31 protein-coding genes are annotated in these 25009 nt (G+C 64.3%); 19 read left to right on the forward strand and 12 right to left on the reverse strand.

The genetic code is table 11. The annotated features are described in order from the left end of the window. Positions 1-17 precede the first annotated feature (17 nt). The 3 genes from AC0NID_RS16995 to AC0NID_RS17005 form a co-directional block, all read right to left on the reverse strand. On the reverse strand, positions 18-614 hold the full coding sequence (locus AC0NID_RS16995; RefSeq protein ID WP_473453458.1) for a CDP-alcohol phosphatidyltransferase family protein: 597 nt from the start codon (positions 612-614) through the stop codon (positions 18-20). Between the two features lie 197 nt (positions 615-811). Then, complete coding sequence (locus AC0NID_RS17000; RefSeq protein ID WP_473453456.1) at positions 812-1234, reverse strand: BA14K family protein; 423 nt, start codon at positions 1232-1234, stop codon at positions 812-814. Between the two features lie 33 nt (positions 1235-1267). Beyond that, entirely contained in the window at positions 1268-1693 is a 426-nt protein-coding gene (locus AC0NID_RS17005) for an EF-hand domain-containing protein (RefSeq protein ID WP_473453454.1), read from the reverse strand. A 243-nt stretch (positions 1694-1936) separates the two neighbouring features. On the opposite strand from AC0NID_RS17005, the gene AC0NID_RS17010 reads away from it, so the two are divergent. From AC0NID_RS17010 to AC0NID_RS17030, 5 genes are all read left to right on the forward strand, one after another. Next, positions 1937-2386, forward strand: a complete 450-nt coding sequence (locus AC0NID_RS17010) for an EF-hand domain-containing protein (protein ID WP_473453452.1) — start codon at positions 1937-1939, stop codon at positions 2384-2386. A gap of 62 nt (positions 2387-2448) precedes the next feature. After that, positions 2449-2832 (forward strand): hypothetical protein, encoded by a 384-nt coding sequence (locus AC0NID_RS17015; RefSeq protein WP_473453450.1) that lies wholly within the window; start codon positions 2449-2451, stop codon positions 2830-2832. Positions 2833-2854: 22 nt separating this feature from the next. Continuing rightward, on the forward strand, positions 2855-3460 hold the full coding sequence (locus tag AC0NID_RS17020; protein ID WP_473454030.1) for an RNA polymerase sigma factor: 606 nt from the start codon (positions 2855-2857) through the stop codon (positions 3458-3460). Further along, positions 3457-3918: a hypothetical protein gene (locus AC0NID_RS17025; protein WP_473453448.1), complete on the forward strand. Its 462-nt coding sequence runs from the start codon at positions 3457-3459 to the stop codon at positions 3916-3918. The genes AC0NID_RS17020 and AC0NID_RS17025 overlap by 4 nt, the downstream gene beginning before the upstream one ends. Before the next feature lie 32 nt (positions 3919-3950). Further along, positions 3951-4319 (forward strand): periplasmic heavy metal sensor, encoded by a 369-nt coding sequence (locus AC0NID_RS17030; RefSeq protein ID WP_473453446.1) that lies wholly within the window; start codon positions 3951-3953, stop codon positions 4317-4319. Between the two features lie 119 nt (positions 4320-4438). Here AC0NID_RS17030 and AC0NID_RS17035 read toward each other — a convergent pair whose 3' ends face one another. Continuing rightward, the gene (locus AC0NID_RS17035) at positions 4439-4975 is read right to left on the reverse strand and encodes an Hsp20/alpha crystallin family protein (RefSeq protein ID WP_473453444.1); all 537 of its coding nucleotides are present in this window, start codon (positions 4973-4975) and stop codon (positions 4439-4441) included. A 57-nt stretch (positions 4976-5032) separates the two neighbouring features. Beyond that, the gene (locus AC0NID_RS17040; protein ID WP_473453441.1) at positions 5033-5497 is read right to left on the reverse strand and encodes an Hsp20 family protein; all 465 of its coding nucleotides are present in this window, start codon (positions 5495-5497) and stop codon (positions 5033-5035) included. A gap of 230 nt (positions 5498-5727) precedes the next feature. Here AC0NID_RS17040 and AC0NID_RS17045 point away from each other — a divergent pair, with 230 nt between their 5' ends. The 6 genes from AC0NID_RS17045 (at position 5728) to AC0NID_RS17070 (ending at position 9592) form a co-directional block, all read left to right on the forward strand. Continuing rightward, positions 5728-5946, forward strand: coding sequence for a hypothetical protein (locus tag AC0NID_RS17045; protein ID WP_473453439.1), 219 nt, complete (start codon positions 5728-5730; stop codon positions 5944-5946). 163 nt (positions 5947-6109) lie between these two features. Continuing rightward, positions 6110-6367, forward strand: coding sequence for a DUF982 domain-containing protein (locus AC0NID_RS17050; RefSeq protein WP_473453437.1), 258 nt, complete (start codon positions 6110-6112; stop codon positions 6365-6367). 263 nt (positions 6368-6630) lie between these two features. Continuing rightward, positions 6631-6945 (forward strand): co-chaperone GroES, encoded by a 315-nt coding sequence (locus AC0NID_RS17055; protein ID WP_473453435.1) that lies wholly within the window; start codon positions 6631-6633, stop codon positions 6943-6945. A gap of 57 nt (positions 6946-7002) precedes the next feature. Beyond that, positions 7003-8631, forward strand: a complete 1629-nt coding sequence (groL, locus tag AC0NID_RS17060; RefSeq protein WP_473453433.1) for a chaperonin GroEL — start codon at positions 7003-7005, stop codon at positions 8629-8631. A gap of 26 nt (positions 8632-8657) precedes the next feature. Further along, on the forward strand, positions 8658-8930 hold the full coding sequence (locus AC0NID_RS17065) for a hypothetical protein (protein ID WP_474033455.1): 273 nt from the start codon (positions 8658-8660) through the stop codon (positions 8928-8930). Then, on the forward strand, positions 8927-9592 hold the full coding sequence (locus AC0NID_RS17070) for a DUF982 domain-containing protein (RefSeq protein WP_473453429.1): 666 nt from the start codon (positions 8927-8929) through the stop codon (positions 9590-9592). Before AC0NID_RS17065 ends, AC0NID_RS17070 begins: the two co-directional genes overlap by 4 nt. Positions 9593-9631: 39 nt before the next feature. Here the strand turns inward: AC0NID_RS17070 and AC0NID_RS17075 are convergent, their stop codons facing one another. The 6 genes from AC0NID_RS17075 to AC0NID_RS17100 form a co-directional block, all read right to left on the reverse strand. After that, on the reverse strand, positions 9632-10129 hold the full coding sequence (locus AC0NID_RS17075; RefSeq protein WP_473453427.1) for a GNAT family N-acetyltransferase: 498 nt from the start codon (positions 10127-10129) through the stop codon (positions 9632-9634). Between the two features lie 46 nt (positions 10130-10175). Beyond that, a complete protein-coding gene (locus AC0NID_RS17080; protein WP_473453425.1) occupies positions 10176-11192 on the reverse strand; it encodes an ABC transporter permease in 1017 nt (338 codons plus the stop codon). Continuing rightward, complete coding sequence (locus AC0NID_RS17085) at positions 11189-12778, reverse strand: sugar ABC transporter ATP-binding protein (protein ID WP_473453423.1); 1590 nt, start codon at positions 12776-12778, stop codon at positions 11189-11191. Before AC0NID_RS17085 ends, AC0NID_RS17080 begins: the two co-directional genes overlap by 4 nt. 224 nt (positions 12779-13002) lie before the next feature. After that, a complete protein-coding gene (locus AC0NID_RS17090) occupies positions 13003-13953 on the reverse strand; it encodes a substrate-binding domain-containing protein (protein WP_473453421.1) in 951 nt (316 codons plus the stop codon). Positions 13954-14379: 426 nt separating this feature from the next. Continuing rightward, positions 14380-14556 (reverse strand): hypothetical protein, encoded by a 177-nt coding sequence (locus AC0NID_RS17095; protein WP_473453419.1) that lies wholly within the window; start codon positions 14554-14556, stop codon positions 14380-14382. A gap of 16 nt (positions 14557-14572) precedes the next feature. Beyond that, entirely contained in the window at positions 14573-14794 is a 222-nt protein-coding gene (locus AC0NID_RS17100; RefSeq protein ID WP_474033456.1) for a hypothetical protein, read from the reverse strand. Positions 14795-14896: 102 nt separating this feature from the next. On the opposite strand from AC0NID_RS17100, the gene AC0NID_RS17105 reads away from it, so the two are divergent. Further along, positions 14897-16444, forward strand: a complete 1548-nt coding sequence (locus AC0NID_RS17105) for a LuxR C-terminal-related transcriptional regulator (protein ID WP_474033457.1) — start codon at positions 14897-14899, stop codon at positions 16442-16444. Positions 16445-16451: 7 nt separating this feature from the next. Here AC0NID_RS17105 and AC0NID_RS17110 read toward each other — a convergent pair whose 3' ends face one another. Then, complete coding sequence (locus tag AC0NID_RS17110) at positions 16452-17459, reverse strand: aldo/keto reductase (protein WP_473453409.1); 1008 nt, start codon at positions 17457-17459, stop codon at positions 16452-16454. Positions 17460-17932: 473 nt separating this feature from the next. On the opposite strand from AC0NID_RS17110, the gene AC0NID_RS17115 reads away from it, so the two are divergent. From AC0NID_RS17115 to AC0NID_RS17145, 7 genes are all read left to right on the forward strand, one after another. Next, on the forward strand, positions 17933-18157 hold the full coding sequence (locus AC0NID_RS17115; protein WP_473453407.1) for a hypothetical protein: 225 nt from the start codon (positions 17933-17935) through the stop codon (positions 18155-18157). 109 nt (positions 18158-18266) lie between these two features. Beyond that, positions 18267-20747 carry a DNA ligase D gene (ligD, locus tag AC0NID_RS17120; RefSeq protein ID WP_473453405.1) on the forward strand — a complete coding sequence of 827 codons (2481 nt, stop codon included), beginning with the start codon at positions 18267-18269 and terminating at the stop codon, positions 20745-20747. Positions 20748-20838: 91 nt separating this feature from the next. Next, a complete protein-coding gene (gene ku / locus AC0NID_RS17125; RefSeq protein ID WP_145719105.1) occupies positions 20839-21744 on the forward strand; it encodes a non-homologous end joining protein Ku in 906 nt (301 codons plus the stop codon). 14 nt (positions 21745-21758) lie between these two features. Then, positions 21759-22850, forward strand: a complete 1092-nt coding sequence (locus AC0NID_RS17130; protein ID WP_473454028.1) for a tetratricopeptide repeat protein — start codon at positions 21759-21761, stop codon at positions 22848-22850. A 5-nt stretch (positions 22851-22855) separates the two neighbouring features. Beyond that, on the forward strand, positions 22856-23518 hold the full coding sequence (locus AC0NID_RS17135) for a hypothetical protein (RefSeq protein ID WP_473562960.1): 663 nt from the start codon (positions 22856-22858) through the stop codon (positions 23516-23518). Positions 23519-23553: 35 nt separating this feature from the next. Continuing rightward, complete coding sequence (locus tag AC0NID_RS17140) at positions 23554-24201, forward strand: alpha/beta hydrolase family protein (RefSeq protein ID WP_473453402.1); 648 nt, start codon at positions 23554-23556, stop codon at positions 24199-24201. A gap of 7 nt (positions 24202-24208) precedes the next feature. Further along, complete coding sequence (locus AC0NID_RS17145) at positions 24209-24979, forward strand: exodeoxyribonuclease III (protein ID WP_473453400.1); 771 nt, start codon at positions 24209-24211, stop codon at positions 24977-24979. The last annotated feature ends 30 nt before the right edge of the window (positions 24980-25009 follow it).

Raw genomic sequence — 25009 nt, forward strand, 5'->3', positions numbered from 1 at the left:
CGGTTGCGACCGGAATTTCAGCTCCGGTTAAGGCCGCTGCGTATCCGGTTGATGGCGGTCACCAGCGAGAATGTAGCCATGGCCGGAAACACAAAGGGCGCGATGGCCTCGATCCACAGGCCGCAGGCGACAAGCACGGCGATTATGCCGAGCGCCAGCGCCCGGTCGCTCTTGCCGAACGGCCCGGCATAGTTGCGCCCCGTGCCCGCCGCTATGCCGAGCACGCCGGCGAATTCCACGATGTTTGCCGCGATGGCGAAAGCGACGACGCCCCAGGCTGGGAAGACGGCGGCAAAGGCCAGGATCAGAGCGAGATCGGAGACGATGTCGCCGAGTTCGTTGAGATACATGCCGAGTTTTGAGGCTTGCCCGTGCTCCCGCGCGAGCATCCCGTCGATGGCGTTCAGCGCCATGCGCGCGAACAGCACCACCGGCATCAGCAGGAAGACCGCGCGATGGCCGGCAAGGGCCGCGACCAGGATCCCGGTGGCGACCGACAGGGCGGCGGCCAGCAGCGTGATCTGGTTTGCAGTGGCGCCGGCCATCGCCAGCCGGTCGGCCAGCGGCCGCAGCTTCGCCTGGAAGGCCGGTTTCAGCGCATAGAGCGTCGGCATGTGCGAACCCCCCGGCCGCGGTGCAATCGATGTCGGCGAGGATGGTCAATTAGCACGCAAGACGCAAGGGCGGCGAGCGGTTGAGGTGGCTCGCACGCTGGTCGATCTCAACCTGGCCGCGATCCGACGGGGAAGGTTGTCTACCGCGACCGCCAAGGTCAGGCGCTCGCGCTTGACTGACGTTCCTGCCGCCCGTCTCAGCTATAGGGCGACCAGCACTGCTGGCGGGGACCGTTATAGGGCTGATAGCTGTTGTCCCAGGCGCGGTACGAGACATAGCGGTCGTAGCACCAGCGGACATGCGCGGCGGCGAGCCGCGCGGCAGGTCGTGGTGGCGGGGCGGCGGTTGCCGCCGCAACGCCGGCGGCGAAGGCGGCGGCGGGAAACCAGTAGCCATTGTAGTAACGATAGCCGGGGCGCACGTGCACATAGCCCCGGTGGCCGTTGTAGTAATAGGCGCCGCCGACGACATAGAAGCCGCGCCGGTGGCGGATGGGCTCGGGCGCTGTGGTAGCCGATGTCAGGCCCGAAGCGGGCACTGTCGGTAGGGCATTGGCAGGCGAAGCAAGTACTGAAGCGCCGAGCATCAATCCGCAAAACGCTGTGATTGTCTGTCTCATCCTATCTGTCCTTTGGTATTGAAAGGTTGCCGGTCACCGACGCCTGAGCGTCCGCAGTTCGGAAAGCGAAAGCGAGCGGTCGCCGTTCTTGTCCGCCCGCAGCAGCCGGTCGGGAATGAAGCCGGCAAACTCGTCGCGCGAAATTTTGCCGTCGCCGTTGCTGTCCATGCGGCTTGCCTGCGCCTTGAAGCCCGCAACCTGCGCGCTCTGGAAGTCGCGTTTGGCCTTGACCTGTTCCACGGCGGTGCGCACCTCGTCCGGATCGAGCCGGCCGTTGCGGTTGGCGTCCATTCGGTCGAACATCTGTGCCCGCGCCGCCTGGATCTCGCCGAACTGCAGCATCCGGTCCCGGTTGGTGTCGATGCGCTGGAAGATTTCCCTTGCTCCGGACCCGTTTGCCGCCCAGGCGCCACTTACGCCAAGCAACAGGCCCGCGCAGGCCATGGCGATCTTGTTCATGCTGGTCTCCACTTTCGATCGGACGGGCCGCCGCGGACCGTCCTTGCAGGGCCTTCTACGCGCGGCCCTGCCTGCTCCTACGCGGCACGCGGTGATTTTCTTTCGACGCCCCGGGTGGCGGCTTCGGCCGCGCCGGGGCGGGTGGCGCGAAGTTTTTTTGCCGGCGAGCGTAGGGGCAGGGTCCTTCCTGCGTATCGGTCAGCAGTCGCCGCTTACGGCCATGACAGTGAAAGGATTATCATCGTGAAACGTTCAACACTCATCGCGGCCCTGGTTCTGGTGCTCGCACCGCTTTCCGTCGCGCAGGCCCAGGAGATATCGGGCAAGGACATGCCGGGCCAGCGCATGCTCCAGCGGGTCGACACCAATGGCGACGGCACCATTTCAAAGGACGAGATGCTTGCGGCGCGCGAGCGTATGTTCACGAAGCTCGACCGCAATGACGACGGTGTCATCGACGAGAAGGAGATCGAAGGCGCCCGCGACGCCATCATGGACCGCGCCGACGCCGCGCAAGCCAGGCTCGGCACCCGCTGGCGGCGCATGGACGGGAATGGCGACGGCAAGGTCTCGGAGGACGAGTTCCGCAACCGCATGCCGCTGTTCGACCTTGCCGACCGCAACGGCGACGGCACGCTATCGGCGGATGAGGTCGCCGCCATGCGCAAGTTCTTCGCCGATCGCGCCGGCTGACGATCCGATCGCATTCCCTGCTCAGAAAAATCCGTTCTTTCAATAGAATCAAGGAGTACAACATGCTTCCTTCGGCGAAGATTCACCTGTTTTGCCTCGGCGCGATGCTTGTGGCGTCGACTGCCGTGCCGGCCGCCGCCGAAGAATGGCAACGGCCGACGGCGCGTGGCGGCGAGATCAGCCGCAGCGTCAGCCGGGAGGGTGGCGTCTATACCGGCTCCACCACGCGCACCGGTCCTAATGGCGGCACCTATACGTCGAGCTCCAAATGCGTGGCGGGCGTTGTTGACCGCTGCGCCAGAAGCTACTCTGGCACCGGGCCGGACGGGCAGTCCTTCTCCGGCAAGCGGGTGTCGGCGCGTGGGCCGTTCCGTGGCCGCTCGGCCGGCAGCTTCACCGGCCCGGGCGGGAACACGGCTTTCGGGTTCCGCCGCTGGCGCCGTTGACGTTCAGGAGCCTAGCCAGTTGGTGCCCGCCGCCGTGCAGCATGAGGAGCCCCGTGACGACGAACTGCTGGCACGGGTGGCTACGGGCAACCAGGGCGCCCTGTCTGAGCTCATCGCCCGCCATGGCCGGGGCTTGCGGATTTTTGCGGCGCGCTATCTCGGCAATGCCGGCGATGCCGAGGATGTGGTGCAGGAGGTGTTCGTGACGATCTGGAAACAGGCCGCCCGGTTCGACCCGGCCAGGGGGCGTGCCTCGACCTGGCTGTACAGGATCACCGCCAATCGCTGCATCGACCAGCGCCGGCGTCGGGCGCTTCGAACCTTCATCGGTCTCGACGACGTCCGGGATGAGCTTGCCTCGCAGGAGGCCGATGCCGAAACGACGACCGCGGCGCGGCAGGAGCTTGCAATCGTCCGCGACGGCCTGTCGCGCCTGCCGGAGCGGCAGCGCATGGCCGTTCTGCTGCGGGCCGTCGGCGATCTCGATATAGCGGCAATCGCCGAAGTGATGGGCGGCAGCGCCGGCTCGGCGGAGCAGTTGCTTGTCCGCGGAAGGCGGGCGCTCAGGGACCATTTGCGGGATCATTTGGCAATGGCGGCCGAAGGCCGCGAAAGGAAGTCCTCATGAGACGGGATGAGTTCGAACGAAACAAGCGCCGCTTCGGCGACGACGTCGACGCTTGGCCGGCTCCCTTCCGGCAGCAAGCACTAGCCTTTATGGCGGGCGCAACAGACCGATCGCCGCAAGATGATCCGGATCGCGCGCTTGATCGCCTCGTGCTGGATGCGGTCCTGATGGACAGCGACGAACAGGCGCTGGCGCGCAAGGTGCTGGCGCGTATCGACGTCGGCCGGGCGCGGCCGTCGTTCCTGCCGGGGCTCCTCCTTGCGCCGGCAGGGCTGGCGGCTTGCGCCGCCGCCTTTCTGGCGGTTGCGACACTGGCCGGCTACCAGGTGGCGCGGCTGCAGGACGACCTGCCGGATTCGGAGCTTCTGGCGCTGGCTTCCGGCGCGCGGCTGTCTGACGACGGCCTATCTGGCGACGGCATCGCCGCCGATCCGGCGGCAGGGGAGGATTCGCTTTGACGAGGCGTTCCCTGATATGGACCGCGACGCTCGTGCTGCTCGGTCTTTCGCTCGCGGGCAACTTCTTCCTGCTCGGTTACGCCGCTCACGGCCTGCGGCCAGATGGGGCGGGACGCGTGCTGATGACCGAGATCGCCAGGGCCTATCCGCCCGAGGTGAGGAAGGAGTTCCGCAGCATCCGTCGCGCAAACCGTCCGCGTACCTTGGCGGCACTGCACGAGCTGCGAATGGCGCGGGCCAAGCTGGCGGCAGCGCAGCAGGCTTCGCCCTTCGACGAAGCAGCCGTGAAGGACGCGATGACGGCGGTACGCACCGCCACAACGAACCTTCAGGCCACCATGCAGGAGTATCTGTTGACGGCGCTGAAGAACATCAAGGCCAAACCCGCTGCCGGAAGTTGATGCCGGCAGGGGTGTCCTTCCAAGTGTATCTGGCCCAAGTATATGGCCCAAGTGTATCGGGCCCAGTGTATTAGGCCCCAGCACGGCCGGGCGCGAGTTTCTTCGCGCCCGGCGCTTTGTCAGTGCTTGCTCTTGCCGGGACCGGCGGCACTGCCACTGATGGCGATGCGCCTGGCCTTTGCCTGCGCACGCTGGGTCTTCGGTAGCGTCACTGTGAGCACGCCGTTGTGGAAGTCGGCGTTCACCTTGTCCTCCTCGACCTCGTAGCCGAGCGGGATGCGGCGCTCGAAGCGGCCGTAGAACCGCTCGGAGAACTGCCTGCCCTTGTCCTCGGTCTCGGAGCGCTTCTCGCCACGCAGCGTCAGCACGCCGTCATCGAGCATCACCTCGATGTCCTTCTCGTCCATGCCGGGAATTTCCGCGGTCACGCGGATCTCCTTCTCGCCGTCGGAGATTTCGACGCTCGGCCAGCTGCCGCGCGCCGGCGAAAATCCGCTGAAAGACGGCATGCGCGTTTCAAAACCGCGGAACGCGTCGTCGATCAGGCGGTTCATCTCGCGGTGCAACGCCATGAAGGGGTCCCGGTCATCGTCACGATAGAAGCTGGAAACCGGGCTATTCTCCCGGCCCCAGGGAATGAGATCACGAATAGCCATTGACGTTCTCCTTTCTCGACTGGCTGTGCCAAAGGCGGCGCCAGAGCTCGCCTTCGCTCAGGCAGCCTGCTTCGGCTTCTCGACCTGCCCGGCTTTCGGCGCGCCGCCTTCCCCGGCGATCGTGATACGACGCGGCTTCATCTCCTCGGGCACTTCGCGAACGAGGTCGATCGTCAGCAGGCCGTTGTTAAGCGAAGCCCCGGTGACCGTCATGTGATCGGCAAGCTCGAAGCGCTGTGTGAACGGCCGCACCGGAAGGCCCCGATGCAGATATTCAACCTTGTCCTGTTCCTTGCGCTCGCCCGAGACGATGAGAAGGTTCGGCTCGTGGCTGACGTCGAGATCGCGTTCGGAAAAACCGGCGACGGCTATCCTCACGCGGTAGCTGTTCTCGTCGCTTCGCTCGATATCATAAGGCGGCCAGCTGTCGGCTGCCTGAGGCGCGTTTTCCAGCAGGTTGAAGATGCGGTCGAAACCGATGCTCGACCGATAGAGCGGGGAAAAGTCGAATGCGGTTCTCATAGCTACATCCTCCATTGAGCAACATAGTACGAGGGACGCCAAAGAGCTGGCGCTCCCTGGGTTCTGCCGGCCCCATTCGGCAACCGGCAATTTTGATTTGGTCATTGTCAGCCCGAAATCAAGACCCAGATTCTGTCCCGCTGCCAGATTTTGTTGCCAGATTTTTGGCGGGCAATGCCGGTTTCAACCGTCGATTGAGGGTCGCGCCGGCACGGCACATGGAGGACATCATGACCATGACACGCGACGATATCATTTCCGTGCTGGGCCCGGTGGACGACGCCGTTATCGCCGACATCGTCTCGACCGGCGCGACGATCGAAGAGTTGCGCGAGGCCTTTGCCTGGGTCGGCGCCGATGAGGCGCTGGTCAACGAGGGACGTCCGCTGCCATCGGCAAGGGTGGCGACGCTGATCGGGCTTCTCGAGCCGCCGGACGACGAGATATAGCCGGCCTCGGCGCCTGCATAGCGGACGGGGTTTGCGGCAGGGAGGCCTTGAAGCCCGCAGGCAAACGAACCATCTCGTCCACCGGCGCCGGTCCGAGAACGGCTGCCTTCCTGCTTATTCGAGGATGTTACTTGCTCTAAGAAACGGAAAGAAGGAGGAAGTGATGAATGACGTCCCATTTTCCGAGCCGATCACGCTCAGGCTCCAATCCGCCGGAGAGCGCAAGGTCGCCAGCAGCTGGGAAGCCATCGAATGCATGCAGCAATGGCCGGACCGGGCGCGCGGCCGGAGCTGGCGCGCAGCCTATCGCGCCTGCCGCGATGCACTCGACGGCTGGCGCACTGCGCGCGAGGCGCGCAGCGCCTTCGTCAAGGCAGCTCGCACGGCCGGACTGCTTGTCCAGGGACGTAAATCCGCCTAATTGCCGGCGCAGGATGCGCGGTGCCGCAGAGGGTCGACACTTTCGAGCCGCCGGACCTGAATGTTTCCATGATTACAGTGCATTGGCACTCTTGGTCGGCGAGTGCTGAAATTTTTTCAGCGCCCTCTTGAAAGCCCCGAGCGCCAAACTAATTCGATATGCGCGCGCGATGCCTGAGCCAGGGTCGCGCACCCCGCGCCGGGCCGATATTGCCGGTCCGGTCTGGAGGCTTCGAAAACCTGTTTGTCCAAGAGGAGAACAACATGACGTTCCGTCCGTTGCATGACCGTATCCTGGTCCGCCGCATCGAGGTCGACGAGAAGACCGCCGGCGGCATCATCATTCCGGACACTGCCAAGGAAAAGCCGCAGGAGGGCGAGGTCATCGCCGCCGGTCCTGGCGCGCGCGACGATAGCGGCCAGCTGCAGCCGCTGGATGTCAAGGTCGGCGACCGTATCCTGTTCGGCAAATGGTCGGGCACCGAGATCAAGCTCGATGGCGAGGACCTGCTCATCATGAAGGAGAGCGACGTGCTGGGTGTGATCGAAGCCGCCGGCAATATGCAGAAGGCCGCCTGAGCGGGCCTCGACAAGCAATCAGTCAATGAAAAGCTGTCTATTTGAAGGAATTATCCGATGGCTGCCAAGGAAGTGAAATTCCATACCGAAGCCCGCGAGAAGATGCTGCGCGGCGTCGATATCCTCGCCAATGCGGTGAAGGTGACGTTAGGCCCCAAGGGCCGCAACGTCGTCATCGACAAGTCGTTCGGCGCCCCGCGCATCACCAAGGACGGCGTCACGGTGGCAAAGGAGATCGAACTCGAGGACAAGTTCGAGAACATGGGCGCGCAGATGGTGCGCGAGGTGGCTTCGAAGACCAGCGACACCGCAGGTGACGGCACCACGACCGCGACGATTCTGGCGCAGGCCATCGTCCAGGAAGGTGCCAAGGCGGTTGCCGCCGGCATGAACCCGATGGACCTGAAGCGCGGCATCGACAAGGCGGTCGACGCCATCGTCGCCGACCTCAAATCCAATGCCCGCAAAGTGACCAGGAACGACGAGATCGCCCAGGTCGGCGCCATCTCTGCCAATGGCGACGCCGAGATCGGCCGCTTCCTCGCCGAGGCGATGGAAAGGGTCGGCAATGAGGGCGTCATCACCGTCGAGGAAGCCAAGACCGCCGAGACCGAACTCGAAGTCGTCGAAGGCATGCAGTTCGACCGCGGCTATCTCTCGCCTTATTTCATCACCAACCAGGACAAGATGCGCGTCGAGCTCGAAGAGCCCTATGTGCTGATCCACGAGAAGAAGCTCTCCAATCTGCAGGCCATGCTTCCCGTGCTCGAAGCCGCCGTGCAATCGAGCAAGCCGCTGCTGATCATCGCCGAGGATGTCGAAGGCGAGGCGTTGGCGACGCTGGTCGTCAACAAGCTGCGCGGTGGCCTGAAGGTTGCAGCCGTCAAGGCGCCTGGCTTTGGTGATCGCCGCAAGGCCATGCTGGAGGACATTGCCATCCTGACCGGCGGCACGGCAATCTCGGAGGACCTCGGCATCAAGCTCGAGAACGTCACACTGGAGATGCTCGGCCGCGCCAAGAAGGTGCTGATCGAGAAGGAGAACACAACCATCGTCGACGGCGCCGGCCGCAAGGACGAGATCCAGGGGCGCATCACCCAGATCAAGGCGCAGATCGAGGAAACCACTTCCGACTACGATCGCGAGAAGCTGCAGGAACGGCTGGCCAAGCTCGCCGGCGGCGTCGCCGTCATCCGTGTCGGCGGCTCGACCGAGATCGAGGTCAAGGAGCGCAAGGATCGCGTCGACGATGCCATGCACGCCACACGCGCGGCGGTCGAGGAGGGTATCCTGCCCGGCGGCGGCGTGGCGCTGCTCAGGGCGGCGAAGGCGCTCGACGGCGTCGCCGTCGACAATCCCGACCAGAAGACCGGCGTCGAGATCGTGCGTCGCGCGATCGAAGCTCCGGTGCGCCAGATCGCCGAGAACGCCGGTGCGGAAGGCTCGATCATCGTCGGCAAGCTGCGCGAGAAGACCGACTTCGGCTATGGCTGGAACGCGCAATCCAACGCCTTCGGCGACCTGTACTCGCAGGGCGTCATCGATCCGGCCAAGGTAGTGCGCACCGCGCTGCAGGGCGCCGCCTCCGTTGCCGGCCTGCTGGTGACCACCGAGGCGATGGTGGCCGAGAAGCCGAAGAAGGAAGCGGCCGCGCCGGCAATGCCCGGTGGCGGCATGGATTACTGACGCCGCGCCTTCAAGGACAAACGGCCGTGCCCGCCGATGCGAAGGCGGGCACGGCCTCGCTCGGATCATATGCAGGTGTTGCCATGGACATTATGAACAGTTTTGGAGTGATCGCGACGCCGACCCTTCCCAAGACCGATTTCAACTATGAAACGGAGTGCAAGGCGGTGCTGGCGCCGCTTGTTGACGGATTGCTGGACGCAGTCGAGTCGGCCGGATGGGACCGCCGCAAGGCCGCCTACACGCTGATGTTCCTATCGGCTCAGCGATTGGGAGCCGGCAAGGAGGAGCGCAAATGATTGCGGCGCGGATGCGTGAGTGCCTGCGCCTGCTGAGATGGTCGGAGACAGATTTCGCCGAAGAGGCGGGCTATCCGGTTTCCAGGGCAAGGAACTGGCTCTGCGGGCGCGAGCATCCGCCTCTCGGCGTGGTGGCCTGGCTGGAGGCGCTGGTCAAGGCGCATCGGTTGCTGCCGCGCCCGAGCATGCCGGCCGCTCCTGCCCGCCGGCGCGCCGACGCCACGTCTTCCACCCTGATGTCAGCTGCGCCAGAAATTCGCGCGGTTCCGACAATTGAAGCCGGCCAGATCCTTGAACCCGGCCAGAATCTTGAACCCGCAGTTGAACCCCGAAAGGAGAGTGTCATGGATCGTTCTTCTTTTGAAAAGCCGGTCACCATCCTTACCGGCCTAGGCACACCGACGAAGATAGAAAGCGCGGCTGAAGCCTATGCGCTGCTTGCCGACTGGCCGGCGGCGAGCCGGACGACCGCGCATGACATCGCCGCCAAGGCCTGCCGGGCCGCGATGGACGGAGAGATCGACGCCGAGACGGCGCGGGCGACATTCATGGCGTTTGCCCGCCGCAACAATCTCCTCGCGCCGCAGACAAGCTCTACGGTCGCGGGCGGGACGATCGCCGATTGGGCGACGCGTTCTCAGCGCGTCAATGCGCCGGCCTGAGTGGAAGACGAGGCGCGCCGAGCGCGGGAACCATCCGACCTAAGCCCGTGGCAGCGGCCTGCGCATGATGAATGACGCGTGGCCTTCCGCGCCGTGGGACGCGGGCCTGCGCTCGACCACTTCGAACCCGTGCTTGCGATAGAAGGCCAGTGCCCGGTCGTTTCCCTCGATCACTTCGAGGGCGATGCTGGGGATGCCCGAATGGGCGGCAAAGACAGCGTGCAGCATATCGGCCGCCAGCCCTGTGCCGAACTCGCTGTTGTCGATGTGGAGCCGGTCGAGCATGACATCGCCGTTTTCATCCATCTCGGCCATCGCGTAGCCGGCGATCGAGCCGTCCGGCCGTTCCGCCACGAACGACATCTTGTTGTCGTCCGCCAGTTCCGCCGCGATCTTCTGCGGTGCGTGATGGTCATCCGAGATGCGTGCCGTGGTCTCGGCGCCGATGATCGGCGAATAGGTGCGGCGCCAGGACTTGCCAAGCAGCTGCGATACCGATGGCACGTCCTGTTCGGTCATGGTTCTGATCTGGGTCATCGCTGCTCCCCGGCAGTTTACGACATCGCAGTCTTCGCTCCTCGGATCACCGCTTCACCCGCGATTTCAGCCAGCGGTCGAAGGCCACGGCGAGGATGAGGATCAAGCCGATGACGATGCTTTGGGTGTAGGACGAAACGTTGTTGAATTGCAGCCCGTTCTGCAGCACGCCGATCAGTGCCGCGCCCACCACCGTGCCGCCGACGCTGCCGATGCCGCCGAACAGCGAGGTGCCGCCGATGACGACCGCCGAGATCACCGTCAGCTCGTAGCCGATGCCGGCGACGGCTTCCGAGGAATTGAGCCTTGCCGACAGCACGAAGGCGGCTAAGCCAGCGAAGAAGCCGACAATGACATAGACCGAGATCAGGATGCGGTCGACGCGCAGGCCCGATAGCCGCGCCGCCTCGGCATTGCCGCCGACGGCATAGACGGCGCGGCCGTAGCGCGTGTAGCGGAGCACGATGTGGCAGAGGATTGCAGCCGCCGCGAAGATGATCGCCGGAACCGGGACCGGGCCGATCAGGCCGGTGCCGAACCAGCGCATCGAGGCATCGAAGCCGGAGATCGGGCCGCCATTGGAGATCGTCAGCGTCAGGCCGCGAAACACGGTGAGGCCGCCGAGCGTGACGACGAATGGCGGCACTTTCAGCCTGGTGATGGCAAAGCCCTGGACGCCACCGGCCAGCGCGCCGACGACGACGGCGGCCAGGAGGGCGGCGAACCAGCCATAACCTTGCGTGCCGGACGTCGACAGCGACAGCGTGTTGGCCGTGCCGCCCTTGGCCACCACCGCCGCGACCATGCCGCAGAAGGCCAGCAGCGAGCCGACCGACAGGTCGATGCCGGCGGTGAGGATGACGAAGGTCATGCCAAGCGCGATCAGCCCGGTGATCGAGATCTGCCGCATGATGTTGAAGATGTTGATGGGGTCGATGAAGCTCGGCTTCAGGACGGTAAAAACGACGATCAGAACCGCCAGGAACATCAACGGGCCGAAGCTCATCAGCAGCCGCGCGATATTGATGCCGCCGCGCTGGCTCTGTTCGGTCGTGCTGGTCATTGCATTGCTTCCTGATTCTGGGCTTCCTGCTTCCGGTCGAGCGCCATCAATTCCATCAGTTTTTCCTCTGTCGCCTCGATGCCTGGCATCTCGCCGGTGATGCGTCCGCGCCGCATGGTTACGATCCTGTCCGACACCGCAAGCACCTCCGGCAATTCGGACGAGATCATCATGATGGCGATGCCGCGCGCTGCCAGCTGCACCAGGATCTGGTGCACTTCGGCCTTGGCGCCGACATCGACGCCGCGCGTCGGTTCGTCCACTATCAGCACCTTGGGGTCGCGCGCCAGCCAGCGGGCGAGGATGACCTTCTGCTGATTGCCGCCAGACAGCCCCTCGATGGGTTGCTCGGGCGAGGCCATGCGGATCGACAGCGTCTTCCTGTAGCTTGCCAGCGCTTCGCGCTCGCGCCGCTCGGTCATGAAGCCGGCGGCATTGGAATAGCGGCCGAGAGCGGCGATGGAAAAGTTGGTCAGGATGCCGAGCGCGGCGAAGATCGCCTGATGCTTGCGGTCTTCCGGCACCAGGCCGATGCCGAGCCTGATGGCATCGGCGGGTGTTTCAGGCGCGATCGGCTTGCCGTCGAGCGCGATGGTGCCGGCGGCAATGCGGTCGGCGCCGAAGATGGCGCGGGCGAGTTCGGTGCGGCCCGAGCCGACGAGCCCGGCGACGCCAAGGATTTCGCCCGCCCTGAGATCGAGATCCACGCCTTCGAGCACGATGGCATGCGGCGCCTGCGGATCGCGCACGGTACGCAGGCCGCGTACGGAGAGCCTGACATCGCCGGCCACATCGCGCTGCGTCGGCCTGGCATAAAGCTCGGATGCGGCGCGGCCGACCATCTTCTCGATGATTTTTGGCAGCTTGATCGGCCCGCCCTCGCGGTCGAGATGGCCGGCCAGCCTGCCGTCACGCAGCACCGTCATGCGGTCGCAGATGGCGGAGGCTTCTTCCAACCGGTGGGTGACGAACATGATGGCGACGCCGTCCTTGCGCAGCCGGTCCATGATCGACATCAGCTTCTGCACTTCGGTTTCGGTCAGCGCCGAGGTCGGCTCGTCCATGATGATGAGGCGGCTTTTCAGCGACAGCGCGCGGGCGATCTCGACCAGCTGCTGCTCGGCAACCGAAAGCGCCGATACCGGCGTCGCCGGGTCGAGGTCGAGGCCGACGCGGGCGATGATGGCGCGCGAGTCTTCCTCCATCTTCCGCCAGTTGACCAGCCCCAGCGGGCCCAGCGGCGCGCGGCTGATGAAGATGTTCTCCGCCACCGTCAGCGTCGGGATCAGGCTCAGTTCCTGGTAGATTGTGACGATGCCATGGCGCTTGGCATCCTGCGGATTGTGGGGATTGAATTCGACGCCGTCGAAGACGATGCGACCGCTGGAGGGCGGCATCACGCCAGACAGGATCTTGAGCAGCGTCGACTTGCCGGCGCCGTTCTCGCCGAGCAGACCAAGGATTTCGCCGGGCCGAACCTCGAGCGAGACGTCGCTGAGAGCCGTGACGCCGGCGAAATGCTTGGTGACGCCCTCGACGACGAGGAGGGCGGGGCTCTGTGATGGCTCCAAGGCTTCGGCTGGCAAAGGATGCTCCTTCGATGCAGTTGGTTCACGCCGCGCTTGAACACCCCCCTCTGTCCTGCCGGACATCTCCCCCGCAAGGGGGGAGATCGGATGTCGTCACGGCTTTCGCCAATCACCACCGTTGAAGAAAAGGCGCTGCTAGCGAAGCTGCCAATCTCCCCCCTTGCGGGGGAGATGTCCGGCAGGAGAGAGGGGGGTACTGTCCCGCCGGCTTTACCAATCAGCTACTTCGTCTCGCCGAGCCTCTCGGCCTTGTCGAGATTGTCCTTGCCAATGACGATCGGCGTCAGCAGCACAAGCTTTTCCTTCGGCTCGGTCTTGTCCTTGGCATAGGTGACCGCGATCTGCACGGCGGTGCGCGACTGCTCGCCGGGAAACTGTTCGACCGTGCCGGCGAGCTTGCCGTCGCGCACGGCGACCAGCGCTTCGGGAAGCGCATCGAAGCCGTAGATCTTGACGTCGGTGAAGCTGCGCGCAGCGCAGGCTTCGAGCGCGCCGAGCGCCATGTCGTCATTGGCGCAGATGATCGCGTCGGGCTTGCCGTTGGCGGCAAGGCCGGCCTCGGTCACCGTCAGCGCCTCGGCGCGTGCGAAGTTGGCGGTCTGCTCGTAGACGATCTGGTACTTGTCCTTCAGCGGATCGAGCACATTGTGCACGCCCTTGTTGCGATCGATCGCGGGGCCGGCGCCAGGCTGGCCCTGCAAATGGAACAGCTTGGCTCCGTTCGGGAACGCCGCCACCATGGCCTGCGCCTCGGCCTCGCCGCCCTTGACGTTGTCGGCGCCGACATGGGCGAGGATGCCCTCGACGCCATCGACACGGCGGTCGATGGTAACGACGGGAACGCCGGCCTGGACCGCTTGCTCGATGGCGGGCGCCAGCGCGTTGACGTCAAGCGGCGAAATCACGATGGCGTCGACCTTCTGCACAAGCGCCGCCTCGATGTCGGCGGTCTGCTTGGGCGCCGAGTTCTGGCCGTCGCTCTCGGTCAGGTTGACGCCTTGCGCCTGCGCCTCCGCCTTGATCTGGTTCAGCATGTGAACGAAGAACGGAAAGCCGAGGTTCGGCACCGAACCCAGGATGGTCAGCTTGTCCTGGGCGAAAGCCAGTTGCGGAGCGGCCAGCGCCAATGTGCCCATCGCCACGGACGACAGCAGGAACTCACGTCTGTTCATCGATTCAGTCTCCTCCACATGAACGCATGCCCCCGAAAGCCGGAATGGTCTCCGGCAGGCTCATGCGTCGATTCAAAAATGGAGTGTCCTTTGAGCGCCCATGGGGACGCAACGGCGCTCCAGCCGGTCCACCGCGACGTTCTCCTCCGCTCGGCGCCGGCGGGCGGATGCTAGCCAAGGCCGGAGGTTTGCGCAAGAACGGGCGGGATTCGGCGCCGGTCGGGTTCCCCGGCTTGTCCTTCGGCGCTTCGCAGAGGTTCGCCGGACCCTCCCGAGGCCGTTTTCTCAGTCCGCCAGCGCCGGCTTGCCGATTTCGGGTGATCGATCCAAATACGATCGCAGCTCCGACGGCTCCGGTTGGCGACAGGCGCTCGCCCAGGAATATGGCCGCGCCAACCGCTCCGAACACGCTCTCTGTGCTGACGATCACCTCGGCAGGGCCGGCGGACGCCAGCCCATACCCACGGCGCTGAGCGGATCGAGGTGATCCAGCACTGTCTTCTGCGCGACGTTGCCGAAGCCCCAGAAGGCAGCAGCAAGCAGCAGCAGGCAGTTGGCCTGCACCTTCGACATATCGATGTCTCGACAAAGCTTGCGCAGCAAAGGGCGGATCTGGTCGCTAGCGGACAGCCAGCTTGTCCAACCGTTTACAATACAGGCGGACGCCGACGGGGACGATCTCATAGCCGGCGTCGTTCAACTGCAGCTTCATCTCCTCGAAATGCCGCTTTGAGCCGCTGACGATCGATTCAGGCGCGTAATCCCAGCCGTTGCGGGCGGCATTGGCCAGGACGTCGGCATAGAGGCGCATGCTCGTGATCTTCACATCCGATTCCAGCACCTGCCTGCATCCTCTTGCGAATGACGGCGACTGGGCGGCGGAAAAACTCACGATCGTGCACGCCAGCATTATGAATACAGGACGCATGGAAACCTCCCCCGATTGCAGCTTGTTGCCGGAAGCGATCCTGCAATTTGTGCGCCCGCGGCGGGATCGGGCAGATGCAGTATTCGACCTCCTGCATTTGTAGTATTCTGTCCTGGGACGGGCTCCACGATGATACTGAACGACGCTTCGAAAACGCAGACGCTCGATGCCTTGTCGGGCCGCGAGCGATCGGTCGCGGAAAAATTCGCAGCCGGCATGACCTACCGCGAGATCGGCGAGGCACTTTTCATCGCGCCGACCACTGTTCGCACGCACCTTGCGACCATCTACGAAAAACTCGGGGTGCGTACCAAGATCGGGCTTGCGGCGTACTTCGCCGGCGCTTCCGGGCAACAGCCGGCTCCGTCCTTGTCCGGCGCCTCGCCGGTGCTCGCCGTATTCCCGATCGAATGCCTGAATCCCGAAGAGCGCTGGCGCCGCTTCGCCGACGGCCTGTCGTCTGACATCACCATAGACCTGGCGCACTACGCGGGTTTGCCTGTCATCGCCTTCCACACGATGAAATCGCTGGGCAGCAAGCCGGCCGATTTCGCGGCGGACGGCAAGGCGCTCGGCGTCACCTATATCGTGTCGGGCCAGTTGCGCGCCGACGACCAGAGGATTCGCTTGACGATGGAGCTTGCCGATGCCCGTAGCTGCGTCAGCCTGTGGAGGGAGCGTTACGACCGCCCGGTCGAGGATATTTTCGCGCTGCAGGACAGCCTGACCGGAAGCATCATCAATGTGTTGGCAGGCAGTTATGGAACGCTGGCCACTGTCGGCCGCAACGCCGTTCGCCGCAAGCCGCCGGCCAGCCTGCGGGCCTACGACCTCTATCTGCTCGCCCTCGAAAAGCACACAACGTTCAGCCGCGCCGGAAATTCCGAGGCGATCCGCCTGTTTTCACGCGCGCTGGAGCTTGACCCAACCTTCGCCAATGCCTGGGCCGAGCTCGCCTATGCCTATTCGGTCGAGGCCTGCAACGGCTTTGGCGACGACGTGCTGACATCGATCGAGAACTGGCGGACGGCTGTTGAAAACGCGCTGCGGCTCGACCCAACGGACAGCTGCGCCCATGCATGCCTTGGCAATCTCAGGGGATGCTTCGGCGATCTCGAAGGAGCGGAGCGCGCGCACCGGCGCGCGCTCGACCACGGCTTCAACCACGCCGGCATACTGGCGCTGCTGGCCGGCAGCAAGGCGCTTGTCGTCGGCGATCCGGCCGAGGCGATCCCGCTCATCGAGCGTGCCATGCGCCTCAATCCACTGGCCCCGCCCTGGTATTTCGGCATGCAAGGCCGCATCCTGTTCGCCGCCGGCAGGCACGCGCAAGCCATTGCAGCGCTCGGCAGGAGTTCGCCGGAGTCGCCGGACGTGCTGATGTTCCTGGCGCTCTCGCATGCAGCCATGGGCGAGGCCGGCGAGGCGGCGCGCGCCGCGGCCCGCTTGAGAGCCGAATTTCCGGGCTTTTCGGTCGAACGCTTCATCGCAGGCTATCCGGTGACGAACCGGGACGCGTTGCTTGCCATCCGGCATGCCGCCGAACTGGCGAAGCTGCCGTAGACGCCGCCTACCGGTCAACCATAGCCATGACGCGCTCGTTGTAGCGCTCACCCGAGACCTTGCCGGGCGCCAGTGCGTCGTCCAGCGCCGTCATCTCGGCTGCGTCGAGTTTGATCGCCGCGGCGGCGACATTCTCCTCGAGGTATTTTCGGCGCTTGGTACCGGGGATCGGCACGATGTCCAGCTCGAAGTCGCCGCCCTTGTGCAGCAGCCAGGCCAGGGCGATCTGGCCCGGCTTGACGCCCTTGGCCGTGGCGATGTCGCGGACAACGCCGGCCGCCTGCACATTAGCGTCATAGTTGGCGCCCTGATAGCGCGGGTCGCCGCGGCGGAAGTCGCCCTCGGGATAATCCTCGGCGCGCTTGACGTCGCCGGTAAGGAAACCGCGGCCGAGCGGCGAGAACGGCACCAAGCCGATGCCGAGTTCACTGAGCAACGGCATGATCTCCGACTCCAGATTGCGTTCCCACAGCGAATATTCGCTCTGCACGGCCGTCACCGGATGCACGGCGTGCGCCCGGCGGATGTTGGCGGCGCCGGCCTCCGACAGGCCGAAGAAGCGCACCTTGCCCTGGGTGATCAGCTCGCCGACAGCGCCGGCGACATCCTCGATCGGCACGGCCGGGTCGACGCGATGCTGGTAGAGCAGGTCGATATGGTCGGTGGCGAGCCGGCTGAGCGAGCCTTCCACCGCCTCCCGGATATGCTCGGGCCGGCTGTCGCGGTCGGTGCCGACCTGCTTGCCGTTTTCGATACGGAAGCCGAATTTGGTGGCGATCGTCACCTTGTCGCGCCGGCCCTTCAGCGCACGCCCGAGCAATGCCTCATTGGTGTGCGGGCCATAGACTTCCGCCGTGTCGAGGAAGGTGCAGCCGAGCTCGATGGCTCGGTGCAAGGTGGCGATCGATTCCGCCTCGTCGGCCGGGCCGTAGGACTGGCTCATGCCCATGCAGCCGAGGCCGATCACCGATACCTGCAGCCCCTGGCTGCCCAGCTTGCGTGTGCTCAAGGTCATGGATGAGATCTCCGGAAAGTGTCAACTTCGTGTGCCAGGACGATATAGAGCGCTTGCTCGATTTCCACAGCCGCCCGGCTCTGGGCCAGCCGCACGATCGCGTGAACAGTGAATATAGTTAGTCGTGACGTCGTCCCGTCTCGTGTGCAATTTTCACCATTCACCATTCACCATTGACCACTTGATCTGGGTCAACACGCATTCCCCTCAATGCGCCTACATGGTTTCCTGTCTTGGGAAGGACACGAGGCGGGCGGGTGATCCACTGAAGAGCTGGAAACAGCTCTGACGTGGATCACCCTTCATTGGCGCGGTTGCCGCCACGGTCATGGTCGTGGCAGAACGCGACCGTTCAAAATCAGCCGTGCTCGTGTCAATTCTCAGCGCGCGCCGCAGAAATTGACACGACCGTCTGTCTCGGCCATCCTTGTGCCAGCCGCCTTCTCCTGCGGTGGTGTGCGTATGAGCGTGTCATGGCCAGTTCCGTCACCAGCCAAAATTCCAAGCGCGCAGCGGTGCGCAGGGCGCTCGACCGCCACAAGGTCTACATCACCGCACAGAGCTTTTCCGCCGGCGCCTACAAAGCGCGCGTCCTCGTCGACGGCGAGGCCTACTGGGTCGACGAATTCCGGCTGAGCCAGCTCCAGCAGGGTCTGTCGCCGGCCGAGCTTGAACTGACGCCGGCCATCGACGATTGAGCTGTGTGAGGAACGACGTCGGCTTGCCGCATGCTGACAAAATGATTCAAGCGATGCGGGTCAAGTCCTTGTTTTTGCGCGGCCGAGGCATCCCGCCTGGCATGCGGACATGACGTCGAAGCTCAAGGCCTATCGCGCCAAGCGCGAATTCTCGAAGACGCCGGAACCCGCCGGCGGGCTGGTTGCCGGAGAAGGCAACCGCTTCGTCGTCCACAAGCACCATGCCACTGCCGACCACTATGATTTACGTTTGCAGGTCGGCGATGTGCTGAAGAGCTGGGCGGTGCCTCGCGGCCCGTCGCTCAACCCCGCCGACAAGCGGCTGGCGGTCGAGACCGAGGATCATCCGCTCGAATATATCGACTTCGAAGGCGTCATTCCCGAGGGCGAATATGGCGGCGGGCCGATGATCGTCTGGGACATCGGCGTCTGGGCGCCGATGGATGACGTGGAGAAGAGCCTGCGCACCGGCGCCTTCAAGTTCCGGCTGGCCGGCGAGAAGCTGAATGGCGGCTGGATGCTGACGCGGCTGAAGCCAAAACCGGGCGAGGACAGCGATAAGAAGAACTGGCTGCTGTTCAAGGAGCGCGACCTCGCGGCCGATCCAACGCTCGACATTCTTGCCGCCCGGCCGGAAAGCGTCAAATCCGGCCGCCGCATCGAGGAGCTGGTGGCGCCGCCGAAGCCAGTCCCCAAACCTGCCAAGCCGGTGGTGCTGAAACCCGGTGCGCTGACCGGCGCGGTCAAGGCGCCGGCGCCTGCCCGCATTGAGCCGCAGCTGGCATCGCAGATTCCGAAGCCGCCGGGCGGTGATGACCCCGCGGACCGCACCGGCGAAGTCTGGCTGCACGAGATCAAGTTCGACGGCTACCGTACCATGGCGCATCTCTCCGAGGGCGAGGTGCGGCTGATCACCCGCGCCGGCCTCGACTGGACGAGGCGCTATGGCGACCTGCCGCAAGCCTTGGCCAGGCTGCCCTGCCGCGAGGCCGTTATCGACGGCGAAATCGTCGTGCTCGACGCCAAGGGCATCAGCCGCTTTGCCCTTTTGCAGGACGCGCTGGCCGAAGGTGCTGGCAGCAAGCTGCACTTTTATGCCTTCGACCTGCTTTATCTCGACGGCTGGGACCTGAGAAAAGCACCGCTCGGCCGGCGTAAGGCGCTGCTGTCGCAACTGCTGTCCGGGCTTGGCGCCAACTCCGCCATCCAGTTCTCAGATCATGTCGAAGGCGACGGCCAGGCACTCTATGACCAGGCCTCCGAGATGGGGCTGGAAGGCGTCGTCTCCAAACGCGCTACGGCGACTTATCAGAGCGGCCGCACCAAGACATGGACCAAGACCAAGGCGCTGAAGACCGGCGACTTCGTCATCGCCGGCTATACCGTCTCCGATGCGGCCGAGGGGCTGGCCGCACTCGGTCTCGCCGAATTCGAGGACGGCGAATTGCATTATCGCGGCAAGGTCGGCACCGGCTTCGATGCCGGGATGGCCAGCGAATTGCTGGCTCGGCTGGAACCGTTACGCGAAGGCGCCAACGCACCCGAAGGCGTGCCGCGCGAGATCATGCGCGAGATGAACTGGGTGCGGCCGCTGCTCTCGGCCCATACCCACTACGCCAACCGCACCGGTGACAACATGCTGCGCCACGCGGTGTTCCGCGGGCTCAGGGATGTCGGCCTGTCGACGCCGGTGTCAGCCAAGCGCAAGCGGCTGATCGCCGAGGCCGACCTCGCCACGATCTGGGTGACCAACCCGACGCGGCGGCTGTTCGGCAAGACCGGACCGACCAAGCTCGACATCGCCGTCTATTACGCGCTGGTCGGCGACTTCATGCTGCCGCACATTCTGGGCCGCCCGGTGTCGCTGGTGCGCTGCCCGACCGGCAAGCCGCAGGACTGTTTCTTCCAGCGCCATGCCTTTACCGGCATGCCGTCATCGGTCGCGACCTTCGAAACGACCAATTCCGAGGGCGAGACCAAGTCCTATCTGTCGGTCGAGGATGCCAAGGGCTATCTGGCGCTGGCGCAGTTCGGCGTCGTCGAGTTCCACACCTGGGGCACCCATCGCACGCGGCTCGACAGGCCCGATTTGATCGTCTTCGACCTCGATCCCGGCGAGGGGGTCAGCTGGCGCGAGGTGGTCGAGGCGGCGGTGCATATCCGCGCCGGGCTGGAAGCGGTGGGGCTGGTGCCGTTCGCGAAGACGTCGGGCGGCAAGGGCATCCATATCACCGTGCCGGTGACGCAAAAACAGAACTGGAGGAAGCTGCACCAGGCCACCAGCGCCATTTCCTCGGCATTGGCGGCCACCGCGCCCGACACCTTCACCACCACCATGGGCAAGGACAACCGCAAGCGGCGCATCTTCATAGACTATCATCGCAATGCGCGCGGCCACACTTCGGCGGCGCCTTACTCGCTGCGCGCCCGCACCAATCTGCCGGCCTCGACACCGGTGAGCTGGTCCGACCTGGAATCCATCGACGCTCCGGAAGATTTGAATTATTCTTCGCTGCCTGGCCTTCTGAACACCTCCGGCGATCCCTGGGCGGACATGGAAGATTTCGCTAGGGATTTGCCGGTATTGTAGGGGCCATGTAGGATTTCCGCGGCGCCGTTCGTCCTCCGGACGAAGCGCTGTAAAACAGTTCGACAGTGCACGGCCGCGTAGGAGAGTTTTCATGGCGCCAAGGGCAAGTTGGAAAGGTTACCTCAAACTCAGTCTCGTCAGTTGTCCGGTCCGGCTCTATCCGGCGACAAGTGCGAGCGAGCGGATCAGCTTCAACCAGCTGCACAAGAAGACGCATAATCGCATCAACATGAAGCCGGTCGATCCCGAGCTCGGGCTGGTCGAGCGCTCGGACCTGGTCAAGGGCTACGAATACGAGGACAAACAGTACATCATCATCGATGACACCGACCTCGACGCGGTGCGCATCGAATCCAATCACACGATGAACATCGAGGCCTTCGTCGACGAGGGCGAGGTCGACGTGATCTACCAGGACGCGCCCTATTACCTGGCGCCGGATGGTGCGATGGCCGAAGAGACTTTCGCGGTGCTGCGCGAAGCCATGCGCAAGTCGGGCAAGCTGGCGATCGCGCGGCTGGTTCTGTCCAGTCGCGAGCGCGTGGTGACGATCGGCGCGCGCGAGAACGGCATGTTCGTCTGCACCTTGAGGAATCCCAACGAAGTGCGTGGCACGGCTGAATATTTCGGGAACATTCCAGCCGGCAAGCCAGACCCGGAAATGCTGCAGCTTGCCGAGGCGCTGATCAAGCAGAAGGAAACCACCTTCGATCCGAAGAATTACGAGGACCGCTACGAGATCGCACTGATGGCGATGATCCGCGAGAAGCTCAAGGGCCACAAGCCGATCATCGCCGCCGCCCCCGAACGCGGCAACGTCATCAATCTGATGGATGCGCTGAAGGCCAGCCTGTCGCAATCGGCCAAGCCGCCGGCCAAGTCGAAGAGCAAGGCCGATGAAGCGGCGAAGCCGGCGGCCAAGGGCAAGACTGCGGCGGCCAAGGAAAATCCGCTCAAGGCCAACCTTCTCAAGGCTGTCGGCAAGAGCAAAGGGTGACGGCGCCTACTGGCATAACACTCGCAGGTAGCGTCTTCGGCACCATCGGCGCGCTGGCGGCGTTCCCGCTCAGGCTGGCGGCGCGCGAGGTCGAGCGCCAGCACGGCCAGTTGCGGCGCGGCGTCACCAGGCGCACCACCCATGTGGTGTTCGGACGCATTTATCTCGCCAAGGCCGGGGATGCCGAGATCGAGCGCCGTGTCGCGGCCGAGCGCGCGGCCGGCCACAAGCTGATCAGCGAAAACGGCTTTTTGCGCCTGCTCGGTCTGATGAAGGCGCCTGAGGCCTCGGCCCTATCACGGCAATCGCTTCTCGATCAGTCGCGGCTGGCCGCATCCGACCTCGACCTTCTCAGCCTGTTCGATGCCTTCGAGCATGATTGCGAACCCTATTCGTTTCGCGACCTGATCCTGGCCCGCAAATATGCCGGGCTGGTTGCCGGCGGCGCCTCATGGGGCGCGATCGCGCGCTCGGTGCATCGCTCCGGTCCGGTCGCCTCGCTGACCGCCAAGTCGCTCAATGTCGGCTCGCAGCATGGGCGCGCCGATGCGATCTATCTCGAAGACGGCCAGAGCGAGCTCGACGGCCAGTTGCTGTTCGATCTGGGGTCGGCGGATGACGACACGCTGGAAGAGCTGTTCGCCGACGCCGAAGCCGCGGAAGAGGCTGAAGACCATGAACAGGCGGCGGCACTCTACCGGCGCTGCCTGGCCATCGATCCGACCGACGCCATCGCCGCCTTCAACCGCGCCAACTGCCTGCGCGCTTCAGGCCATGCGGCCGAGGCGGCGCACGACTATGCGCGCGCCATCAAGCTCGATCCCGGCTTTGTCGAGGCCTGGTTCAATCTCGCCGGGCTGATGAGCGACGAAGGCCGCGAGGCCTCGGCGCGCCGGCATCTGCAAAAGGCGATCACACTCGACGCCAACTATGCCGATGCGGTGTTCAACCTGGCACGGCTGGAGTTCGACGCCGGCAATCTCGCCGAGGCACGGTCGCGCTGGGTGCGATATCTCGAACTCGACGCCAGCTCCGAATGGGCCCGCATGGCGGCCAAGGGTATCCAGTTCGTCGATTTGCAGGTGGCGCAGAAATCGGCGTCCTGACCCAGATGCTAGATTCCAAGACCATTCGAAAAACAGTTTCAGAAGAACTTCATGCGCGCCTTGGGGCGAAATGGTTCAAGCCGGACCGCGGCAGGCTCGTGGTCTTTTCAAAGGACAATCCAACGGACTTCAGCATCGCGTTCGATTGCTATGCGGATCGCCGGTACGGGGAATATGACTGCTCACTCTCGGCCGTGTTCAAATGGAAGAAATTCGCCAGGTCATACAGGGCGGTTAAAGATCCAAGTTCGGCGCAGTTTAAAACTAAAAGTTCTGAGCAATTGAACAAACAATTCCTCGGAGTTACTTTCGATAGGATTGACGGAAACTTTTTATCTGGAGGTCGAGGCGTCTTCTGGGTTGCGAATGAACAGGGCCTTGGTGCGTTTATAGCCCAGTGCGTCGATGATTTGGATGGCAAGGTTGGCGAGTGGATCAAGCGGTGGTTCACTTGGTCTTCGGCGCTGGATGTCATGAACGGTAACGAGCAGTTGTGCGGAACGTGGCGAGATCATGCTTACTTTTGCCTTCTGCAACAGGTTCATGGGCGTGAAGCAGCTTGCTCCTGGGTTGGCGGTCTCGATCGGGCAAACTGGCCCGAATATCAGACAGCCCAGATCGAGTATCTGCAGTCGCAGGTTTGTAACGTGAGTGCAGCGCGGCCATAGTCGTTGCGGGCCTACCTTTTGGAGTTTGAAGCCCGATGCCAACCGCCTTCCTCCTCGACGGCCCCGAAACCGCCCCCATCACCATCCTTCTCGCTCATGGCGCCGGGGCGCCGATGGACTCGGCTTCGATGGCTACGACAACCAAAGCGCTGGCTGTCGCCGGCTTCCGGGTCGCGCGCTTTGAATTCCACTACATGGCCGCCCGCCGCTACGGCCATCGCAAGCCGCCGCCGCGCGCCGAGACGGTGAATCCCGAATACATCAAGGCGATCGCCGACCTCAGGGCGAAGGGCCTGAAGGGACCGCTCATCATCGGCGGCAAGTCGATGGGCGGGCGCGTCGCCTCGATGATCGCCGACGAGATGTTTTCGAAGGACGAGATTTCAGGGCTGCTTTGTCTGGGCTACCCCTTCCATCCGCCGGCCAAGCCGCAGCAACTACGCACCAAGCATCTCGCCGATCTCAAGACCCCGACACTGATCTGCCAGGGCTCGCGCGACGAGTTCGGCACGAAGGACGAGGTCGCGGGCTACGCGCTGTCAGATGCAATCGAGATCCTGTGGCTGGAGGACGGCGACCACGATTTGAAGCCGCGCAAGAGCGTCTCCGGCTTCTCCACGGCCGACCATCTGAAGACGATGGCTGATGCGGTGACGGCCTGGACGGGCAGGATCGCTTCCTGACCTGTCGATGAAGATCGCCACCTTCAACATCAACAACATCAACAGCAGGCTGCAAAACCTGCTGGCCTGGCTGACCGCCGCCAAGCCCGACATCGTCTGCCTGCAGGAACTGAAGGCAAGGCAGACGCAGTTTCCGCGCACGGCACTCGCCGCGGCCGGTTATGGCGCGGTATTCGTGGGGCAGCCGACCTGGAACGGCGTCGCCATTCTCGCGCGGGGTTCCGAACCAGTGCTGACCCGCGAGGCGCTGCCCGGCGACGAGAGCGACCAGCAGGCCCGCTACATCGAGGCGGCGGTCAACGGCGTCGTCGTCGCCTGCCTCTATGCGCCGAACGGCAATCCGCAGCCCGGTCCGAAATTCCAGTACAAGCTGGCTTGGCACGAGCGCCTGAACGCGCATGCCGCGGAACTGTTCGATACCGGCCTGCCGGTAGTGCTGGCCGGCGACTACAACGTCGTGCCCGAGCCGCGTGACATCTACCCGACCCGCTCCTATGACGATAACGCGCTGGTGCAGCCGGAAAGCCGCGCCGTGTTCGCAGCACTCCTCGCCCAGGGCTGGACCGACGCGCTGCGCAAGAAGCACCCGAAGGACACGCTCTACACATTCTGGGATTATCGTCGCAACCGCTGGCCGCGCGACGCCGGCTTGCGGCTGGATCACATATTGCTCAGCAGGAAGCTGGCGCGCCGATTGGCCGGGGCAGGGATCGACCGCGAGGTGCGCGGCGAGCCCGGCGCCAGCGACCACGCGCCGGTGTGGGTGGAGTTGCGGTGAGAACGGACGGCCAATCTCCGCCACAAGGGG

The sequence above is a fragment of the Mesorhizobium sp. WSM4821 genome (assembly GCF_055901555.1).